Source organism: Leuconostoc sp. JNUCC 76 (genome assembly GCF_053667755.1).
The window spans coordinates 1,627,937-1,644,281 of sequence record NZ_CM132206.1 but is presented as its reverse complement, the minus strand read 5'-3'; the positions used below and the strand labels follow the sequence as shown (position 1 = coordinate 1,644,281).

The 16,345-nt window shown below is 34.6% G+C and carries 9 protein-coding genes and 1 pseudogene; 7 read left to right on the top strand and 3 right to left on the bottom strand.

All coding sequences use genetic code 11. The features are described from left to right. Positions 1 to 12: 12 nt before the first annotated feature. Entirely contained in the window at positions 13 to 1,125 is a 1,113-nt protein-coding gene (locus JNUCC76_RS08230; RefSeq protein WP_454153949.1) for a helix-turn-helix domain-containing protein, read from the bottom strand. Between the two features lie 231 nt (positions 1,126 to 1,356). Here JNUCC76_RS08230 and JNUCC76_RS08225 point away from each other — a divergent pair. Next, positions 1,357 to 1,434, top strand: a pseudogene (locus JNUCC76_RS08225) (KxYKxGKxW signal peptide domain-containing protein); the annotation flags it as partial. A gap of 155 nt (positions 1,435 to 1,589) precedes the next feature. Here JNUCC76_RS08225 and JNUCC76_RS08220 read toward each other — a convergent pair. Next, the gene (locus JNUCC76_RS08220; protein ID WP_454153947.1) at positions 1,590 to 2,171 is read right to left on the bottom strand and encodes a hypothetical protein; all 582 of its coding nucleotides are present in this window, start codon (positions 2,169 to 2,171) and stop codon (positions 1,590 to 1,592) included. Positions 2,172 to 3,149: 978 nt separating this feature from the next. Further along, positions 3,150 to 8,183, bottom strand: coding sequence for a hypothetical protein (locus tag JNUCC76_RS08215; RefSeq protein WP_454153945.1), 5,034 nt, complete (start codon positions 8,181 to 8,183; stop codon positions 3,150 to 3,152). Here JNUCC76_RS08215 and JNUCC76_RS08210 point away from each other — a divergent pair. From JNUCC76_RS08210 to secA2, 6 genes are all read left to right on the top strand, one after another. Further along, positions 8,158 to 8,352 (top strand): LPXTG cell wall anchor domain-containing protein, encoded by a 195-nt coding sequence (locus JNUCC76_RS08210; protein ID WP_454156554.1) that lies wholly within the window; start codon positions 8,158 to 8,160, stop codon positions 8,350 to 8,352. The two genes, JNUCC76_RS08215 and JNUCC76_RS08210, sit on opposite strands and share 26 nt — an antisense overlap. A 113-nt stretch (positions 8,353 to 8,465) precedes the next feature. Next, positions 8,466 to 9,734, top strand: coding sequence for an accessory Sec system protein translocase subunit SecY2 (secY2, locus tag JNUCC76_RS08205; RefSeq protein WP_454153943.1), 1,269 nt, complete (start codon positions 8,466 to 8,468; stop codon positions 9,732 to 9,734). Between the two features lie 50 nt (positions 9,735 to 9,784). Continuing rightward, positions 9,785 to 11,383 carry an accessory Sec system protein Asp1 gene (gene asp1 / locus JNUCC76_RS08200; protein ID WP_454153941.1) on the top strand — a complete coding sequence of 533 codons (1,599 nt, stop codon included), beginning with the start codon at positions 9,785 to 9,787 and terminating at the stop codon, positions 11,381 to 11,383. Further along, complete coding sequence (gene asp2, locus JNUCC76_RS08195) at positions 11,376 to 12,917, top strand: accessory Sec system protein Asp2 (RefSeq protein WP_454153939.1); 1,542 nt, start codon at positions 11,376 to 11,378, stop codon at positions 12,915 to 12,917. Before asp1 ends, asp2 begins: the two co-directional genes overlap by 8 nt. A gap of 9 nt (positions 12,918 to 12,926) precedes the next feature. Then, complete coding sequence (gene asp3, locus JNUCC76_RS08190) at positions 12,927 to 13,925, top strand: accessory Sec system protein Asp3 (protein WP_454153937.1); 999 nt, start codon at positions 12,927 to 12,929, stop codon at positions 13,923 to 13,925. Positions 13,926 to 13,935: 10 nt separating this feature from the next. Continuing rightward, positions 13,936 to 16,320, top strand: a complete 2,385-nt coding sequence (secA2, locus tag JNUCC76_RS08185; protein ID WP_454153935.1) for an accessory Sec system translocase SecA2 — start codon at positions 13,936 to 13,938, stop codon at positions 16,318 to 16,320. The last annotated feature ends 25 nt before the right edge of the window (positions 16,321 to 16,345 follow it).

Here is a 16,345-nt window from a genome sequence, read left to right as displayed (position 1 = left end):
ATTGACTATTACTTACAAATGAAGTTCTTCATCAAAAAAGTGTTGGCGAAAATGATTAGGAGTTACTCCGGTTATTTCTTTGAAAGTTTTGACAAAATAGCTTGCAGTTGAAAAAGATAGTAAATTTGAAATTTCCAGTAATGTGAGGTTCGAAGCAATTAACAACTCTTTTGCCGTATCTATTTTGATTTGCCTAATGAATTGAGTAATCGTTATTTTATACTCCTTTTTGAACGCTGGATTCAACGTCTTTTTCGAAGCATTCAGTGCGGTAGCAATATCATCAAGTGTAATGTTTTCGCTAATATGCTCCTTTATATATTGTTTAATTCTTTGATGAAGTGGTAAGAAATTATGAACTCTATGGTTCTGAACAATTTTAAAATAATGCCAAGTAACTTCTCTAATAACTTGAAAAAAATTCAGAAACTGAGGAGATAGTTCAATTTCTTGCACAAGTTCATTGTGCAATTGAAATGCTGACTCGACAGGGTACCCCCACTGGATAATCGCTCGGTTTAAAACGGAAACATAGGAAATAAGCGTGTCTTTTTCGCCTCTAATCATGTTGTTAGAGGCGAAACGTTCACCGATTATTTTTAAACGTGACATCTTTTCAAGCGCTGTGATCAAATTGGCTTTACGTGAATAAACAATTGACTTGATAATATCGGTTTCTGTATTAAAAAAAATTTTTGGATTAAAGGATTCATTGCTCTCTTTTTTGATGTGAAGCTTATCTGAAAACTTTGTAATGTGGACCTCTTCTTCTGGCGCATCGTTAGAATTATATAAAGTATAAATGATTTGAGAAATGGATTTTAGATTTGAAAGAGAATGTAACATCATTAGCTCACTATTCGTTGATAGTGGGTCGTCGTATTTAAAAGAGAAGCAAACGATGCTTTCTTCATTGACATGGCAAGTTAAAATATGACCAGAATTATAGTCTAGCGATTGATAAATGTGATTTGTGAGCAGCTCAATATTATCAATTAATAAATTCACAACATTTTTATTGGAATTATTAGTAGATTCATCTAAGTAATTTACTTGTTTTGTGGCAATGTCAATCAAAATAACATCAGCATTTAAAATGTTTGCTAACTTTTTAATATCTTTCATTACTTCTCCCGGAAATTACATTTAGTCATTAAACGTGTTATTAAAATTTGTTCTTTCTTTATAAATGTATTTATTCATAATTGTATAAAACTATTAAGTAATAAATATAACATCAATAAATAAAATACCTTTTTTTGATATAAAATACCTTTTTTTATCATGAAAAAGAAGATTATTTGGGAGATAATTCTACTATCAATGGGGTATTTTCATAACTTTTAAGGAGAAAAGATGAAAAAAAGAAAAATAAATTATCAAGAAGCAGAACCAGTTACACATTTCAAAATGTATAAAGATGGTAAAAATTGGGTCACTTCTGGTATATCTAAGTTTTTAATGTGGACTCGTTTTTCTAACAAAGCTGATATATCAACACAATTAGAGGGTAGTCATCATGTTGAAGATACAGTAATAAAAGGATTAGCAGCATTCAGTGCATTATTAGGGGGCTCTGTAGTTGTAACTCAAGACGTGTCTGCCGACACAAATAATACGGCAACAGAAAAAAGTGTAGATAACACTGGGACTGTTGCTGATAAAGATGTTGTGACTATACAAGGTAGTGCTACATCTGAAGTAAATATGAATAGTACTAATAATGAATCAGTATCAACTTCCGAATCGATAAGCACGAGCAATTCATTTTCGACATCCGAATCAGTAAGTATGAGCGAGTCAGCCTCAACTTCCGAACTGAACATCGGAAGTGAATCAGCATATACTGCTGAATCGATGAGCACGAGCAATTCATTTTCGACATCTGAATCAGTAAGTGTGAGTGAGTCAGCCTCAACTTCTGGGTTGAACATCGATAGTGAATCATTTTCGACATCCGAATCAATAAGTATTAGTGAGACAATTTCGAAATCAATGTTGGAATCAACTACTGATTTGTTGAGTAGCAGTGAATCAAATTCAATTTCGACAAATAGTAACGCTAGTGCAACAGCTTCTCCTGCTACTACAAGGACTTTAGTCACAACTTTTGCAGCGGAAACAGACCCAAGTGGTTTTTCTGTTAATGATCCGAAATATCCAAGTGACATGCCACGAAATTCTGATAATGCGAATAAATATGATTTTGAATGGTTAACAGTTTATAGTGGCAGTACTAAGGCCGGAAACATCTCTATTTCAATTGATCGTAATGGTTCTGGTCAGCTATACGTTCAGGAAATAAAATCGAACGGCGCAACAAGTACGTTAACACTTAACCAAGGTGATCAGGCCATTGTTTCCTCATTTTCAGGAATTAGATACTACTATGATGGTATAGGTGGTAACTATTCGTTAGTTGTAAAATCAACCTCTACAGCTACTTATACCCTCCACAACAGCTACGTAAATTTTGTTGCTGCAGATAATAATTATGGTACAGTAACAAATTTTGTCCCTAAAAATGTTACGCAAACAACTAGCTATGTAGATGAGAGCGGTCAACCTATTAGTGGTGTCAATGATGTAACGCAACAAGGTTGGACAGGTCAAACTTATACAACATCTTCTGGTCAAGTAATTAATGGATACTATTCAGATGACGTCAATAATAACGGATCCGGAACTATGTCACAGTTTGGAACTATTGGTGCTCAGTATGAAAAAAATTATCATGATGGCACGAGTGTTGTTTATACGCAAACAGCTGAAGATGGAACGATGCAGGCTATTGTTTATAATAACGGTGTTCAAGCTGCAAGTTATACTCTTGCTCCAGGGCAAACAGCTGTTTATAATAACAGATACTACATTACAAATCCCTATATACAACAGACAAAGGATATACAATATCAATATAAAAAGCTAGGCAATCTTATCGTTCAGGATGAGGATGGTACTATTCTTGATGAAACTCAATATGTAAATGACGCAACAGATGCGACAAAAGCATATTATCCAACAAATACAGTTCCTGATAAATCAGGATATATAGTTACCGCGAAGGATAGTAACGGTAACACTGTTGATATTAATGCCATTAAAAATGGTACTATGCCAAATAACCTATCTGTTGATACAATAGTTACTTACGAAAAAGATCCTGTTTCTATGAGTACTAGTGAGTCAGTAAGTACGAGCGAGTCAATATCAAATTCTTCATCAGTAAGTACGAGCGAAGTAGTATCTGAATCAGTAAGTACAAGTGAATCAATATCCGGCTCTGAATCAGTAAGTACAAGTGAATCTGTATCTGGCTCTGAATCAGTAAGCACAAGCGAATCTGTATCCGGCTCTGAATCAGTAAGTACAAGTGAATCTGTATCCGGCTCTGAATCAGTAAGCACAAGTGAATCAATATCTGGTTCAGAATCAGTAAGTACAAGTGAATCTATATCTGGCTCTGAATCAGTAAGTATAAGTGAATCTGTATCCAGTTCAGAATCAGCAAGTACAAGTGAATCTGTATCCGGCTCTGAATCAGTAAGTACAAGTGAATCTATATCTGGCTCTGAATCAGTAAGTACAAGTGAATCTATTTCCGGCTCTGAATCAGTAAGCACAAGTGAATCTATATCTGGTTCAGAATCAGTAAGCACAAGTGAATCTGTATCCGGCTCTGAATCAGTAAGTACAAGCGAATCTATATCTGGTTCAGAATCAGTAAGCACAAGCGAATCTATATCTGGTTCAGAATCAGTAAGCACAAGTGAATCTGTATCCGGCTCTGAATCAGTAAGCACAAGTGAATCTGTATCCGGCTCTGAATCAGTAAGTACAAGTGAATCTGTATCCGGCTCTGAATCAGTAAGTACAAGTGAATCTGTATCCGGCTCTGAATCAGTAAGCACAAGTGAATCTATATCTGGTTCAGAATCAGTAAGTACAAGTGAATCTATATCTGGCTCTGAATCAGTAAGCACAAGTGAATCTGTATCCGGCTCTGAATCAGTAAGCACAAGCGAATCTGAATCAGTAAGTACAAGCGAATCTATATCTGGTTCAGAATCAGTAAGCACAAGCGAATCTGTATCCGGCTCTGAATCAGTAAGTACAAGTGAATCTGTATCCGGCTCTGAATCAGTAAGCACAAGTGAATCTATATCTGGTTCAGAATCAGTAAGTACAAGTGAATCTATATCTGGCTCTGAATCAGTAAGTATAAGTGAATCTGTATCCGGCTCTGAATCAGTAAGCACAAGTGAATCTGTATCCGGCTCTGAATCAGTAAGTACAAGCGAATCTATATCTGGTTCAGAATCAGTAAGCACAAGCGAATCTGTATCCGGCTCTGAATCAGTAAGTACAAGTGAATCTGTATCCGGCTCTGAATCAGTAAGCACAAGTGAATCTATATCTGGTTCAGAATCAGTAAGTACAAGTGAATCTATATCTGGCTCTGAATCAGTAAGTATAAGTGAATCTGTATCCAGTTCAGAATCAGCAAGTACAAGTGAATCTGTATCCGGCTCTGAATCAGTAAGTACAAGTGAATCTATATCTGGCTCTGAATCAGTAAGTACAAGCGAATCTGTATCCGGCTCTGAATCAGTAAGCACAAGTGAATCTGTATCCGGCTCTGAATCAGTAAGCACAAGCGAATCTGAATCAGTAAGTACAAGCGAATCTATATCTGGTTCAGAATCAGTAAGCACAAGCGAATCTGTATCCGGCTCTGAATCAGTAAGTACAAGTGAATCTGTATCCGGCTCTGAATCAGTAAGCACAAGTGAATCTATATCTGGTTCAGAATCAGTAAGTACAAGTGAATCTATATCTGGCTCTGAATCAGTAAGCACAAGTGAATCTGTATCCGGCTCTGAATCAGTAAGCACAAGCGAATCTGAATCAGTAAGTACAAGCGAATCTATATCTGGTTCAGAATCAGTAAGCACAAGCGAATCTGTATCCGGCTCTGAATCAGTAAGTACAAGTGAATCTGTATCCGGCTCTGAATCAGTAAGCACAAGTGAATCTATATCTGGTTCAGAATCAGTAAGTACAAGTGAATCTATATCTGGCTCTGAATCAGTAAGTATAAGTGAATCTGTATCCAGTTCAGAATCAGCAAGTACAAGTGAATCTGTATCCGGCTCTGAATCAGTAAGTACAAGCGAATCTATATCTGGTTCAGAATCAGTAAGCACAAGCGAATCTGTATCCGGCTCTGAATCAGTAAGTACAAGTGAATCTGTATCCGGCTCTGAATCAGTAAGCACAAGTGAATCTATATCTGGTTCAGAATCAGTAAGTACAAGTGAATCTATATCTGGCTCTGAATCAGTAAGTATAAGTGAATCTGTATCCAGTTCAGAATCAGCAAGTACAAGTGAATCTGTATCCGGCTCTGAATCAGTAAGTACAAGTGAATCTATATCTGGCTCTGAATCAGTAAGTACAAGCGAATCTGTATCCGGCTCTGAATCAGTAAGCACAAGTGAATCTGTATCCGGCTCTGAATCAGTAAGCACAAGCGAATCTGAATCAGTAAGTACAAGCGAATCTATATCTGGTTCAGAATCAGTAAGCACAAGCGAATCTGTATCCGGCTCTGAATCAGTAAGTACAAGTGAATCTGTATCCGGCTCTGAATCAGTAAGCACAAGTGAATCTATATCTGGTTCAGAATCAGTAAGTACAAGTGAATCTATATCTGGCTCTGAATCAGTAAGCACAAGTGAATCTGTATCCGGCTCTGAATCAGTAAGCACAAGCGAATCTGAATCAGTAAGTACAAGCGAATCTATATCTGGTTCAGAATCAGTAAGCACAAGCGAATCTGTATCCGGCTCTGAATCAGTAAGTACAAGTGAATCTGTATCCGGCTCTGAATCAGTAAGCACAAGTGAATCTATATCTGGTTCAGAATCAGTAAGTACAAGTGAATCTATATCTGGCTCTGAATCAGTAAGTATAAGTGAATCTGTATCCAGTTCAGAATCAGCAAGTACAAGTGAATCTGTATCCGGCTCTGAATCAGTAAGTACAAGCGAATCTATATCTGGTTCAGAATCAGTAAGCACAAGCGAATCTGTATCCGGCTCTGAATCAGTAAGTACAAGTGAATCTGTATCCAGTTCAGAATCAGCAAGTACAAGTGAATCTGTATCCGGCTCTGAATCAGTAAGTACAAGTGAATCTATATCTGGCTCTGAATCAGTAAGTATAAGTGAATCTGTATCCAGTTCAGAATCAGCAAGTACAAGTGAATCTGTATCCGGCTCTGAATCAGTAAGTACAAGTGAATCTATATCTGGCTCTGAATCAGTAAGTACAAGCGAATCTGTATCCGGCTCTGAATCAGTAAGTACAAGTGAATCTATTTCCGGCTCTGAATCAGTAAGCACAAGTGAATCTGTATCCGGCTCTGAATCAGTAAGCACAAGTGAATCTGTATCCGGCTCTGAATCAGTAAGTATAAGTGAATCTGTATCCAGTTCAGAATCAGCAAGTACAAGTGAATCTATTTCCGGCTCTGAATCAGTAAGCACAAGTGAATCTATATCTGGTTCAGAATCAGTAAGCACAAGTGAATCTGTATCCGGCTCTGAATCAGTAAGTACAAGCGAATCTATATCTGGTTCAGAATCAGTAAGCACAAGCGAATCTGAATCAGTAAGTACAAGCGAATCTATATCTGGTTCAGAATCAGTAAGCACAAGCGAATCTGTATCCGGCTCTGAATCAGTAAGTACAAGTGAATCTGTATCCGGCTCTGAATCAGTAAGCACAAGTGAATCTATATCTGGTTCAGAATCAGTAAGTACAAGTGAATCTATATCTGGCTCTGAATCAGTAAGCACAAGTGAATCTGTATCCGGCTCTGAATCAGTAAGCACAAGCGAATCTGAATCAGTAAGTACAAGCGAATCTATATCTGGTTCAGAATCAGTAAGCACAAGCGAATCTGTATCCGGCTCTGAATCAGTAAGTACAAGTGAATCTGTATCCGGCTCTGAATCAGTAAGCACAAGTGAATCTATATCTGGTTCAGAATCAGTAAGTACAAGTGAATCTATATCTGGCTCTGAATCAGTAAGTATAAGTGAATCTGTATCCAGTTCAGAATCAGCAAGTACAAGTGAATCTGTATCCGGCTCTGAATCAGTAAGTACAAGTGAATCTGTATCCAGTTCAGAATCAGCAAGTACAAGTGAATCTGTATCCGGCTCTGAATCAGTAAGTACAAGTGAATCTGTATCCGGCTCTGAATCAGTAAGCACAAGTGAATCTATATCTGGTTCAGAATCAGTAAGTACAAGTGAATCTATATCTGGCTCTGAATCAGTAAGTATAAGTGAATCTGTATCCAGTTCAGAATCAGCAAGTATAAGTGAATCTGTATCCGGCTCTGAATCAGTAAGTACAAGTGAATCTATATCTGGCTCTGAATCAGTAAGTACAAGTGAATCTATTTCCGGCTCTGAATCAGTAAGCACAAGTGAATCTGTATCCGGCTCTGAATCAGTAAGCACAAGTGAATCTGTATCCGGCTCTGAATCAGTAAGCACAAGTGAATCTGTATCCGGCTCTGAATCAGTAAGCACAAGCGAATCTGTATCCGGCTCTGAATCAGTAAGTACAAGTGAATCTGTATCCGGCTCTGAATCAGTAAGTACAAGTGAATCTATATCTGGCTCTGAATCAGTAAGTACAAGCGAATCTATATCTGGTTCAGAATCAGTAAGCACAAGTGAATCTGTATCCGGCTCTGAATCAGTAAGCACAAGTGAATCTGTATCCGGCTCTGAATCAGTAAGTACAAGTGAATCTATATCTGGCTCTGAATCAGTAAGTATAAGTGAATCTGTATCCAGTTCAGAATCAGCAAGTACAAGTGAATCTGTATCCGGCTCTGAATCAGTAAGCACAAGTGAATCTGTATCCGGCTCTGAATCAGTAAGCACAAGCGAATCTATATCTGGCTCTGAATCAGTAAGCACAAGCGAATCTGTATCTGGTTCAGAATCAGTAAGCACAAGCGAATCTATATCCGGCTCTGAATCAGTAAGTACAAGTGAATCTGTATCTGGTTCAGAATCAGTAAGCACAAGCGAATCTGTATCCGGCTCTGAATCAGTAAGTACAAGTGAATCTATATCTGGCTCTGAATCAGTAAGCACAAGTGAATCTGTATCCGGCTCTGAAAATAAAAATCATCAACATCCTTCAGATCCCACATTACCCAATACGGGAACTGAAGATAACAATAATACCGCGATTATTGGGTTAGGATTATTAGCTACGGCCACTGTGGCAAAAAAGTCAAAGAAGAATAAACGTAAGAAGTAAAAGCTTTTAGAAATTTTGGCTCAAAAAAATGCCGAAAGAATTCTGCAATATGCAGTATTCTTTCGGCAGTACATATAATTAATAATTTATATTATTTAACTGAGGAGACTATCTTGAAGGGGAAGAATATCGACAATATTCATTTACTGCAAAAAAAAATTTCCTGGACTGCCTTGATTATTTTTATATTTTTAATTGGGAGAAATATATTAATTCCAGGAGTGAATGTAAAACAATTAGTAAACTTTTTTAATAATCAGTATTTGCTTCAAACTGTAAGCGGGGCAACGGGCGGCGATTTGAGTCGAATGTCTTTGTTTGCTTTGGGATTAGGTCCTTGGATGTCAGCATTAATTTTATGGCGTGTACTTGCATTAATAAGAGGATTTGATTTCAAAAAAATACCATCAGAACGCGCATTTCTTTACAAAATTATTTTGGCGATAGTTATTGGATTTATACAATCCATAGCAATAGTTAATAATGTCGAGATTAGTAAAAAAATAAGTGTCTTTGGGCATACGGAATTTGGTTCTATATTGACAATTAGTTTAATTATGGTAATTGGTGCTGTATTTTTAATTTGGTTGTCCACTATGAATGAAATTTTGGGTATTGGTGGGCCAACTATATTAATTTTAGCTAGTATGATAATCAATTGGCCTGAAAATATTAGCATGTACTTTATCGAGAATTTCCGTTCGGGTATTAATAATACTGCTGTGATTAAAACATTAGTAATTGCTATTGGTATATTATTTTTAGTTTTACTAACAGTTTCATTTCAACGAGCACAACGAAAAATTCCGATTCGAAAAATTATGATTAATAATGATTTTTATCATAAATCATATCTGCCGATTCAAATTAATCCAGCTGGAGGTATGCCACTGATGTATAGTATGACTTTACTTGTTTTACCACAGTATATTTTGCAGGCACTAAATTACTGGATGCCCAATAATGACATAGTCATGTATCTAATAATGAATACTACTGTTACACACCCTATTGGTGTGACACTTTATATTATTATTCTTTTTGTTTTATCGATTGGTTTTGCATTTATTAATATCAACCCGGATCAAATTTCTGAAGATTTACAGCAAAGTGGGGACTATATTGATAACGTTAAGCCAGGTGAAGAAACAAGAAGTTATCTTACAAAAATAGTGTTTAGATTGTCATCAGTTGGTGCTATATACATGATTGCTGTAGCTGGGTGCCCATTATACTTTGGTGGTATTGATCAACAATATACACAATACGCACTTACAGCGGGTTCTGTTGTGATATTGGTTAGTTTAATAGTTAATATTAATGATCAAATAACTGCATTGTTAACCAAAAATAACTATAGTTCGTTATTTTTTGAAGAATAATTTTAATTTTACAAATTCAGATAAATTTTGTTAGAAATGGGGTAACGAATATGTTTTATTTTGTGCCATATTGGGAAAAAATAAATGCGTCAACGGCTTTTGATGATACTGTTAATCAAATTAGAATGTTTGAAACTGTTCAGGAAGACACACAGACCATTATTCTTGATTATTCTCCACAAATGAGATGTTTTCTTCATCAACAAAACTTATCATCAGATAAATATTGGTCTATTTTTGATGAAATACAGAGCGTCAAAAATGTAAGGAATAAAATTCTAGATTTTACTGATTTTAGTTGGCCTAAAGAAGCTGAGTTTGTTTATACACCATTTAGAATTAACATTGTAATTGACCAAAAATTATATGCAAGTATCTCCTTTGGAATTGAAGGGCAATTATCAGAAATAAACTATTTTGACAACGAAAAGATTGAAAAAAAGCTTATTTTTGATGATCGTGGTTTTGTATCTAGTATCATTTATTTTAAAAATGGTGAAAAAGATTACCAAGATTATCTTGACTTAACCGGTATATGGCAAGTACGTATAAAATATTTGACTAATTCAGAATCAGTAATCGTAAATGCTCAGGTGAATAATGGATTCGAAAAAGAAAGCTATGTTAACTTGAACGAGTTAATACAAGAACTTCTCACAAAGCACTTTGAACAGGAAAATGGACTAAAAAATTCTGTATTAGTTATTGCAGCTAATACGAAATATAATCAATTATTACTCAATTTAAAACAACGCCCAAAAAAAATTGTGCTGTCTTTTTTTAAGGACAGATATATTTATCAAAATAGTCAGCAAAGATTATTAGATGAATTATCTGTTGTTGATTTGGCTGTTGTTGACACTCAGGAACAGATGGAAAACATAAAAAAATTGATTGTTTCATCAGAAATGTATGTAGCTGAAAATAAGTTACAACATTTATCACCATATGATACCAGATTTCAATTAGGAAATAGTCAACAACATAAGGAATTAAAAATATTTCTTCCAATACAGCCATCTTCGTATAATAATCTGGAATATGTCTTGAATACCATAATAAATTGTATGATAAAAAACAAATTAATTTATTTAGATATTGTTTGTGCAGAACAACAGAATATTAAGAAACTTGAGTATCATGTCGTGGAAGCGTTGGCAAAATATTTTCATCTGAATTATCATGTTGTTCTAAAATGTGTACAGATTGATGATGAGAGTGGTGAAAATAAAATAGACCAATATATTGGTAATGATGACAATATAATTGACCAACAGGGGGCAATTATTGAATTGTACAGGCGAATTAATGTAATTCAAACTCAAACAGAAATTGATATTATTCAAGCTTTTGAGTCGGCTCGTTTGATTATTGATATTAACCAGATACCTAATGTTTATATACAAATTGCTGGTATAAGTGCTGGTATTCCACAAATCAACTTAACAAAGTCACCCTACATTAATAATAAAAAAAACGGTTTGATCATTCAAGATTTATCAGAACTACACGAAGCAATTGAATATTATTTGGATGGCTTACGTCATTGGAATGAGTCATTAGTCTATTCCGTAAAACAAATAAGTCAATATACAAATGGTGCAATTGTCAAGCGGTGGAAAAGTGTGTTGGGTGAAAACGATGGATAAAAAAATCATTAAGGTTTTACAAGTTGGGACCAATAATTGGAGTAAAAAAAGTGAACTAGTAGACAAGCCAGTTGAATGGTCTTTTACGTCTAACGAAAACGTCTCTGTTTATATTAATAATCTGTTGAAAAATAAAGATAAAAATATAGATTTTGATGTGATTTTATTAACCGAGCTTGCTAGCCTGCGCGACTATGAGATGATTTTTAAAATAGCAAAGCCATACGCAGTTTTAATTGACGAAAGTCAAATAATTGAAGACCATCATTTGTCTGAATTACTTGATAAATTTAAGGCACAAAAAATTGCTATGGTTGACATGAATAAAGTTATATATGATCTTACTAAATATTTTTTTGTCGGACAGTACGGGGATAAACTTAACATTGAACATGTTCAAATATCACCAAGTTTTAGAGGGAAAATTCAATATAATGGTCATGTTAATCTAACTTTAATGGGAGATTTTGGATCATCACTAACGCCAATTTTATCATGGCAATATAATATTCCTGCTGATGCTGAATATAATCATGAATTATGGCTAGAATATGAAGCTAGTCCTAATGTTTTAATGGCACTTAGTGTGAAAATGATTCAACAGGGTAGTTCAAATATTCTGAAACAATGGACCGTCGAAGGAAAGGAATTAAGTTCTCCTTTACTCATTGAAAATCATGCAAAGTCAGCATATTATTTAGCTATTTCTTTAAAAGTTCAAGGTCAAGGTGAAATTAAAATAGGGAACCTTCATAATCGTCTTTCCAGAAAAAAATTTGGTCAATTTATTTTAGGAGGCGAACGTGTGGTTGATAATCAACATGAAGAGATAATGACTTATTTTCATCCGGGCGATATGAAACCACCACTTAACGTTTATTTTTCTGGTTACCGTTCGGCAGAAGGATTTGAAGGATACTGGATGATGAAAAAGTTGGGAGCTCCTTTTTTATTAATTACAGATCCACGATTAGAAGGAGGTGCATTTTACTTAGGTAGTAATCAAATTGAACAGAAAATTTCAACGATTATATTTCAAAAATTAAAAGAATTAGCTTTTACACATGAACAATTGATTTTGTCGGGTCTATCTATGGGTACATTTGGTGCATTATACTATGCTAGTATTTTGAAACCGTCGACTGTTATTGTTGGTAAACCATTAGTTAATTTGGGTAATGTTGCTTTAAATGAAAAACTAACCAGACCAAATGGCTTTCCAACGTCATTAGACCTATTACTTTCTGAAACAGGTGGTACATCATCAAATCATGCAGAAAAGTTGAATAGACGATTTTGGGATAAATTTAATGCTGCTAATTTTAATCAAACGATGTTTGCTATCGCCTATATGAAAAATGATGACTATGACACTAGCGCTTATCACGATTTACTGACAAATTTAAGTGATAGTCAGGCTGTTGTGATTAGTAAAGGTATTTCAGGGCGTCACAATGATGATTCACCTGCAATTAATAGTTGGTTTTTCTCTCAATATCAACGAATATTAATGGATTATTTTCAAAGAAAGTGACAACAAAGTATGATTGATCAAAATTTTATTATTTATTGGCAACAAAATATTGGAAAGACGTATATGTATGGATCCAGTATAAATTATTTAACAAAGAACCATGTTATTTTTGAAAATAATTTATTTCCTTCTGGTAGCTGTATTCATTCATGGACTTCTTTAGGTAACTATCAAACATATCGTTCTGCAAGCCAATTACCAATGCTTGAGAAGGGCTATAAGTATAATATAAAAATTGATGCAGCGACTACACCTCAAAATACTTTGTATATTCAATTTAAGTTTTATGATCGTTATGAGAATTTGATAGAAGTAGTGACAATAAAAGATAAACAAGGTTCTTTTGTCTATCCTAGTGATGCACATTACTATGAATTATCTCTAATTAACGGCGGTTTACAAGAAATTATTTTTCATAATTTAGTCATTACAAATGATGAATTTATTATTAAAAATAGATTTTTTGAATATGATGGACTATTTGTATCTAATATTTTAAATGAAAAATCCGAGTCACAAAGATTACAAATACTATTTGCTGAACCGGTAATTGGCAATACAGCAATAATTCCAAAACACATAATCGAGCAGTTTTCTGATGTGGTACTAGTGACGAGCAGCAAATTATATGCACACTTTTACATGAGTAATGAATATGAGAAAAAAATACTGGGAATGATTGCAAAATTACAGAAAAATTACGAAATTTCTAGTGTTCATTTTATTGGATATGGACCGATTTCTAGTACGGCTGCCGCGTATTATTCAAATAAAACCACTCGTGGAGAAGCCTACATTACCTCTGATTGTGGGCAATTAAGTTTGAGCAGAGACATGTTATATACAGACGGTTATCAAAAATTTGAGCAAGAAAAATTGAATTCAAGTAATACTTCAGTACATATTTATTCTCATGTGCCACCTTTGGAACCTAGTTTAGAACTTGTCAAAACTCTATTAAATCCCTCATCACGTTTGCAAGAATATCTTAATTTAGTCAATAATTGAAAGGAAAAATATGTTCAGTATCGATAGTATGCGCCTGAAAAAAGTAAAAAAAATTTTAAAGCAGGTGAATAAGTGGACAATGCCAATGTCTAATATGACCGATGTTGAACTCAAAAAACAAACTAGTTTACTTAAAAAACGGCTAAATGATGGGGCAAATTTGGATGATATATTGCCACAAGCATTTGCTACGATTCGAGAAGCAGATAAAAGAGTTCTTGGAAAGTTTCCTTATGATGTTCAGGTAATGGGAGGCATCGTGCTTCACCAAGGAAATATCGCAGAGATGAAGACAGGAGAGGGTAAAACATTAACAGCCACACTACCTATTTATCTAAATGCCTTAACAGGAAAAGGAATTATGCTAATTACCACAAATAGCTATTTAGCTATTCGTGATGCTAATGAACTTGGGAAAGTATACCAATGGTTGGGGCTTACTGTTGAGGTGGGTGTAAGCGAAGATGTCAATTACAAGTATACAGTTGAAGAAAAAAAGAAAATGTATCAGGCCGACATTCTATATACAACAAATGATGCTGTTGGATTCGACTACCTACAAGAAAACTTAGTTGATAACCAAGAAAAACAGTTTATGCGTCCATTTAATTTTGCTATTTTAGATGAGGTAGATGCAATTTTATTAGATTTTGCGCAAACACCACTGATTATTTCTGGACCTCCTCGTGTACAATCCAATCTTTTTAATATTGCCAACCAATTTGTCTCAACTCTTTCTGAAAACAAAGAATATAAATTAGACGAGGAACGTAAGCATGTTTGGTTAACAAGTCAAGGTATATATGAAGCACAGCGCTTTTTTGAAAAAAAGAAATTATTTTCATCAGAAAATTTCTTATTAGTTCGACATATTGAGTTGGCTTTACAAGCTAATGAGTTATTCAAAATTAATAAAGATTATGTAATCGATGACGGAGAGATTAAACTTTTAGATATTAAAAACGGTCGAATTATGGCTGGAACAAAATTACAGTCTGGTTTACATCAAGCAATTGAAGCTAAAGAGCACGTTGTCATTAGTCAACAAACGCGTTCAATGGCATCCATTACTTACCAAAATTTATTTAGAATGTTCAAAAAATTGGCAGGAATGACAGGAACTGGGAAAACCAACGAGGAAGAATTTATTGAAACATATAACATGTCTGTTGTTGTCATTCCGACACATAAACCCGTGATTAGGAAAGATTTACCAGACAAAATTTACGTTACATTACCCGAAAAGCTATATGCGTCATTGGATTTAGTCAAAAAATGTTACCAGAAGCGACAGCCAGTTCTATTGGCAACCGGTTCAGTAGAAATATCTGAAATTTATTCTCAAATGTTATTGCACGAGGGTATTCCACATAATGTTTTGAATGCACGAAATACGGCTAAAGAAGCTACAATTATTGCAGAAGCGGGACAATTAGGAGCAGTTACTATTGCAACGGCAATGGCCGGTAGAGGAACAGATATTAAATTAGGTCACGGTGTTGCTGAATTAGGCGGACTAGCTGTCATAGGAACAGAACGAATGACTAGTAAACGGATTGATTTACAGCTTCGAGGACGTTCAGGACGTCAAGGGGACCCAGGATTTAGTCAATTTTTTGTTAGTTTAGAAGATGATATTGTTATAAAGCGAGGATCTGAACGTATACATAGATATTATGAGCGGTTCGCAGATCAAATTAATTTAACAGCAACAGATTTACAACCACGAGAATTAACACAACATCGGTTTAAGGTGGTAGTAAACAAGGCGCAATTTTCAGAAGAAAGTCAAGGGCGTATTTCAAGATTAAATGCTCTTGAGTTTGATGAAAGTATGAGAATTCAACGCACATTAGTTTATCGTGAAAGAAATCGGTTGTTACGGATAAGCAATTCATTGGATAATGAAATTAAGGCAGCCACAATAAGGGCAATTGAACATTTTTTAAAAGAACAGGAAAAGTTAACACCAGATCTGCTCAAAAGATATATTTTAGACAATATCAACTACAATTTGAAAAGTGATGATCCAATTTTTGAAATAAAAAAATATGGTGACGTTAAGAAATATTTGGTACAAATGGTTCAAAAGGAATTACAAAATAAAAGAAAATCCATAGGTTCGACTACTCAAACATTAAATTTTCAAAGGGTATGTATTTTGAAAGCAATAGATTTCAGTTGGATTGAGCAAGTTGATAATTTACAACAATTACGTTTAGTAGTTATTGATAGAAAATTTTCACAACGAAATCCACTGTATGAATACCAAAAAGAGGCCATTTTATCCTATAAAAACATGCGTAATCAGATTGATCAATTGATTTTAAAAAATCTTATGTTGAGTTCAATAAAGCGAGAAAAAAATAGTGAACTCACAGTTTCTTTTCCTTAATTTTAGTGTAAAAAGCGCTTCTAAT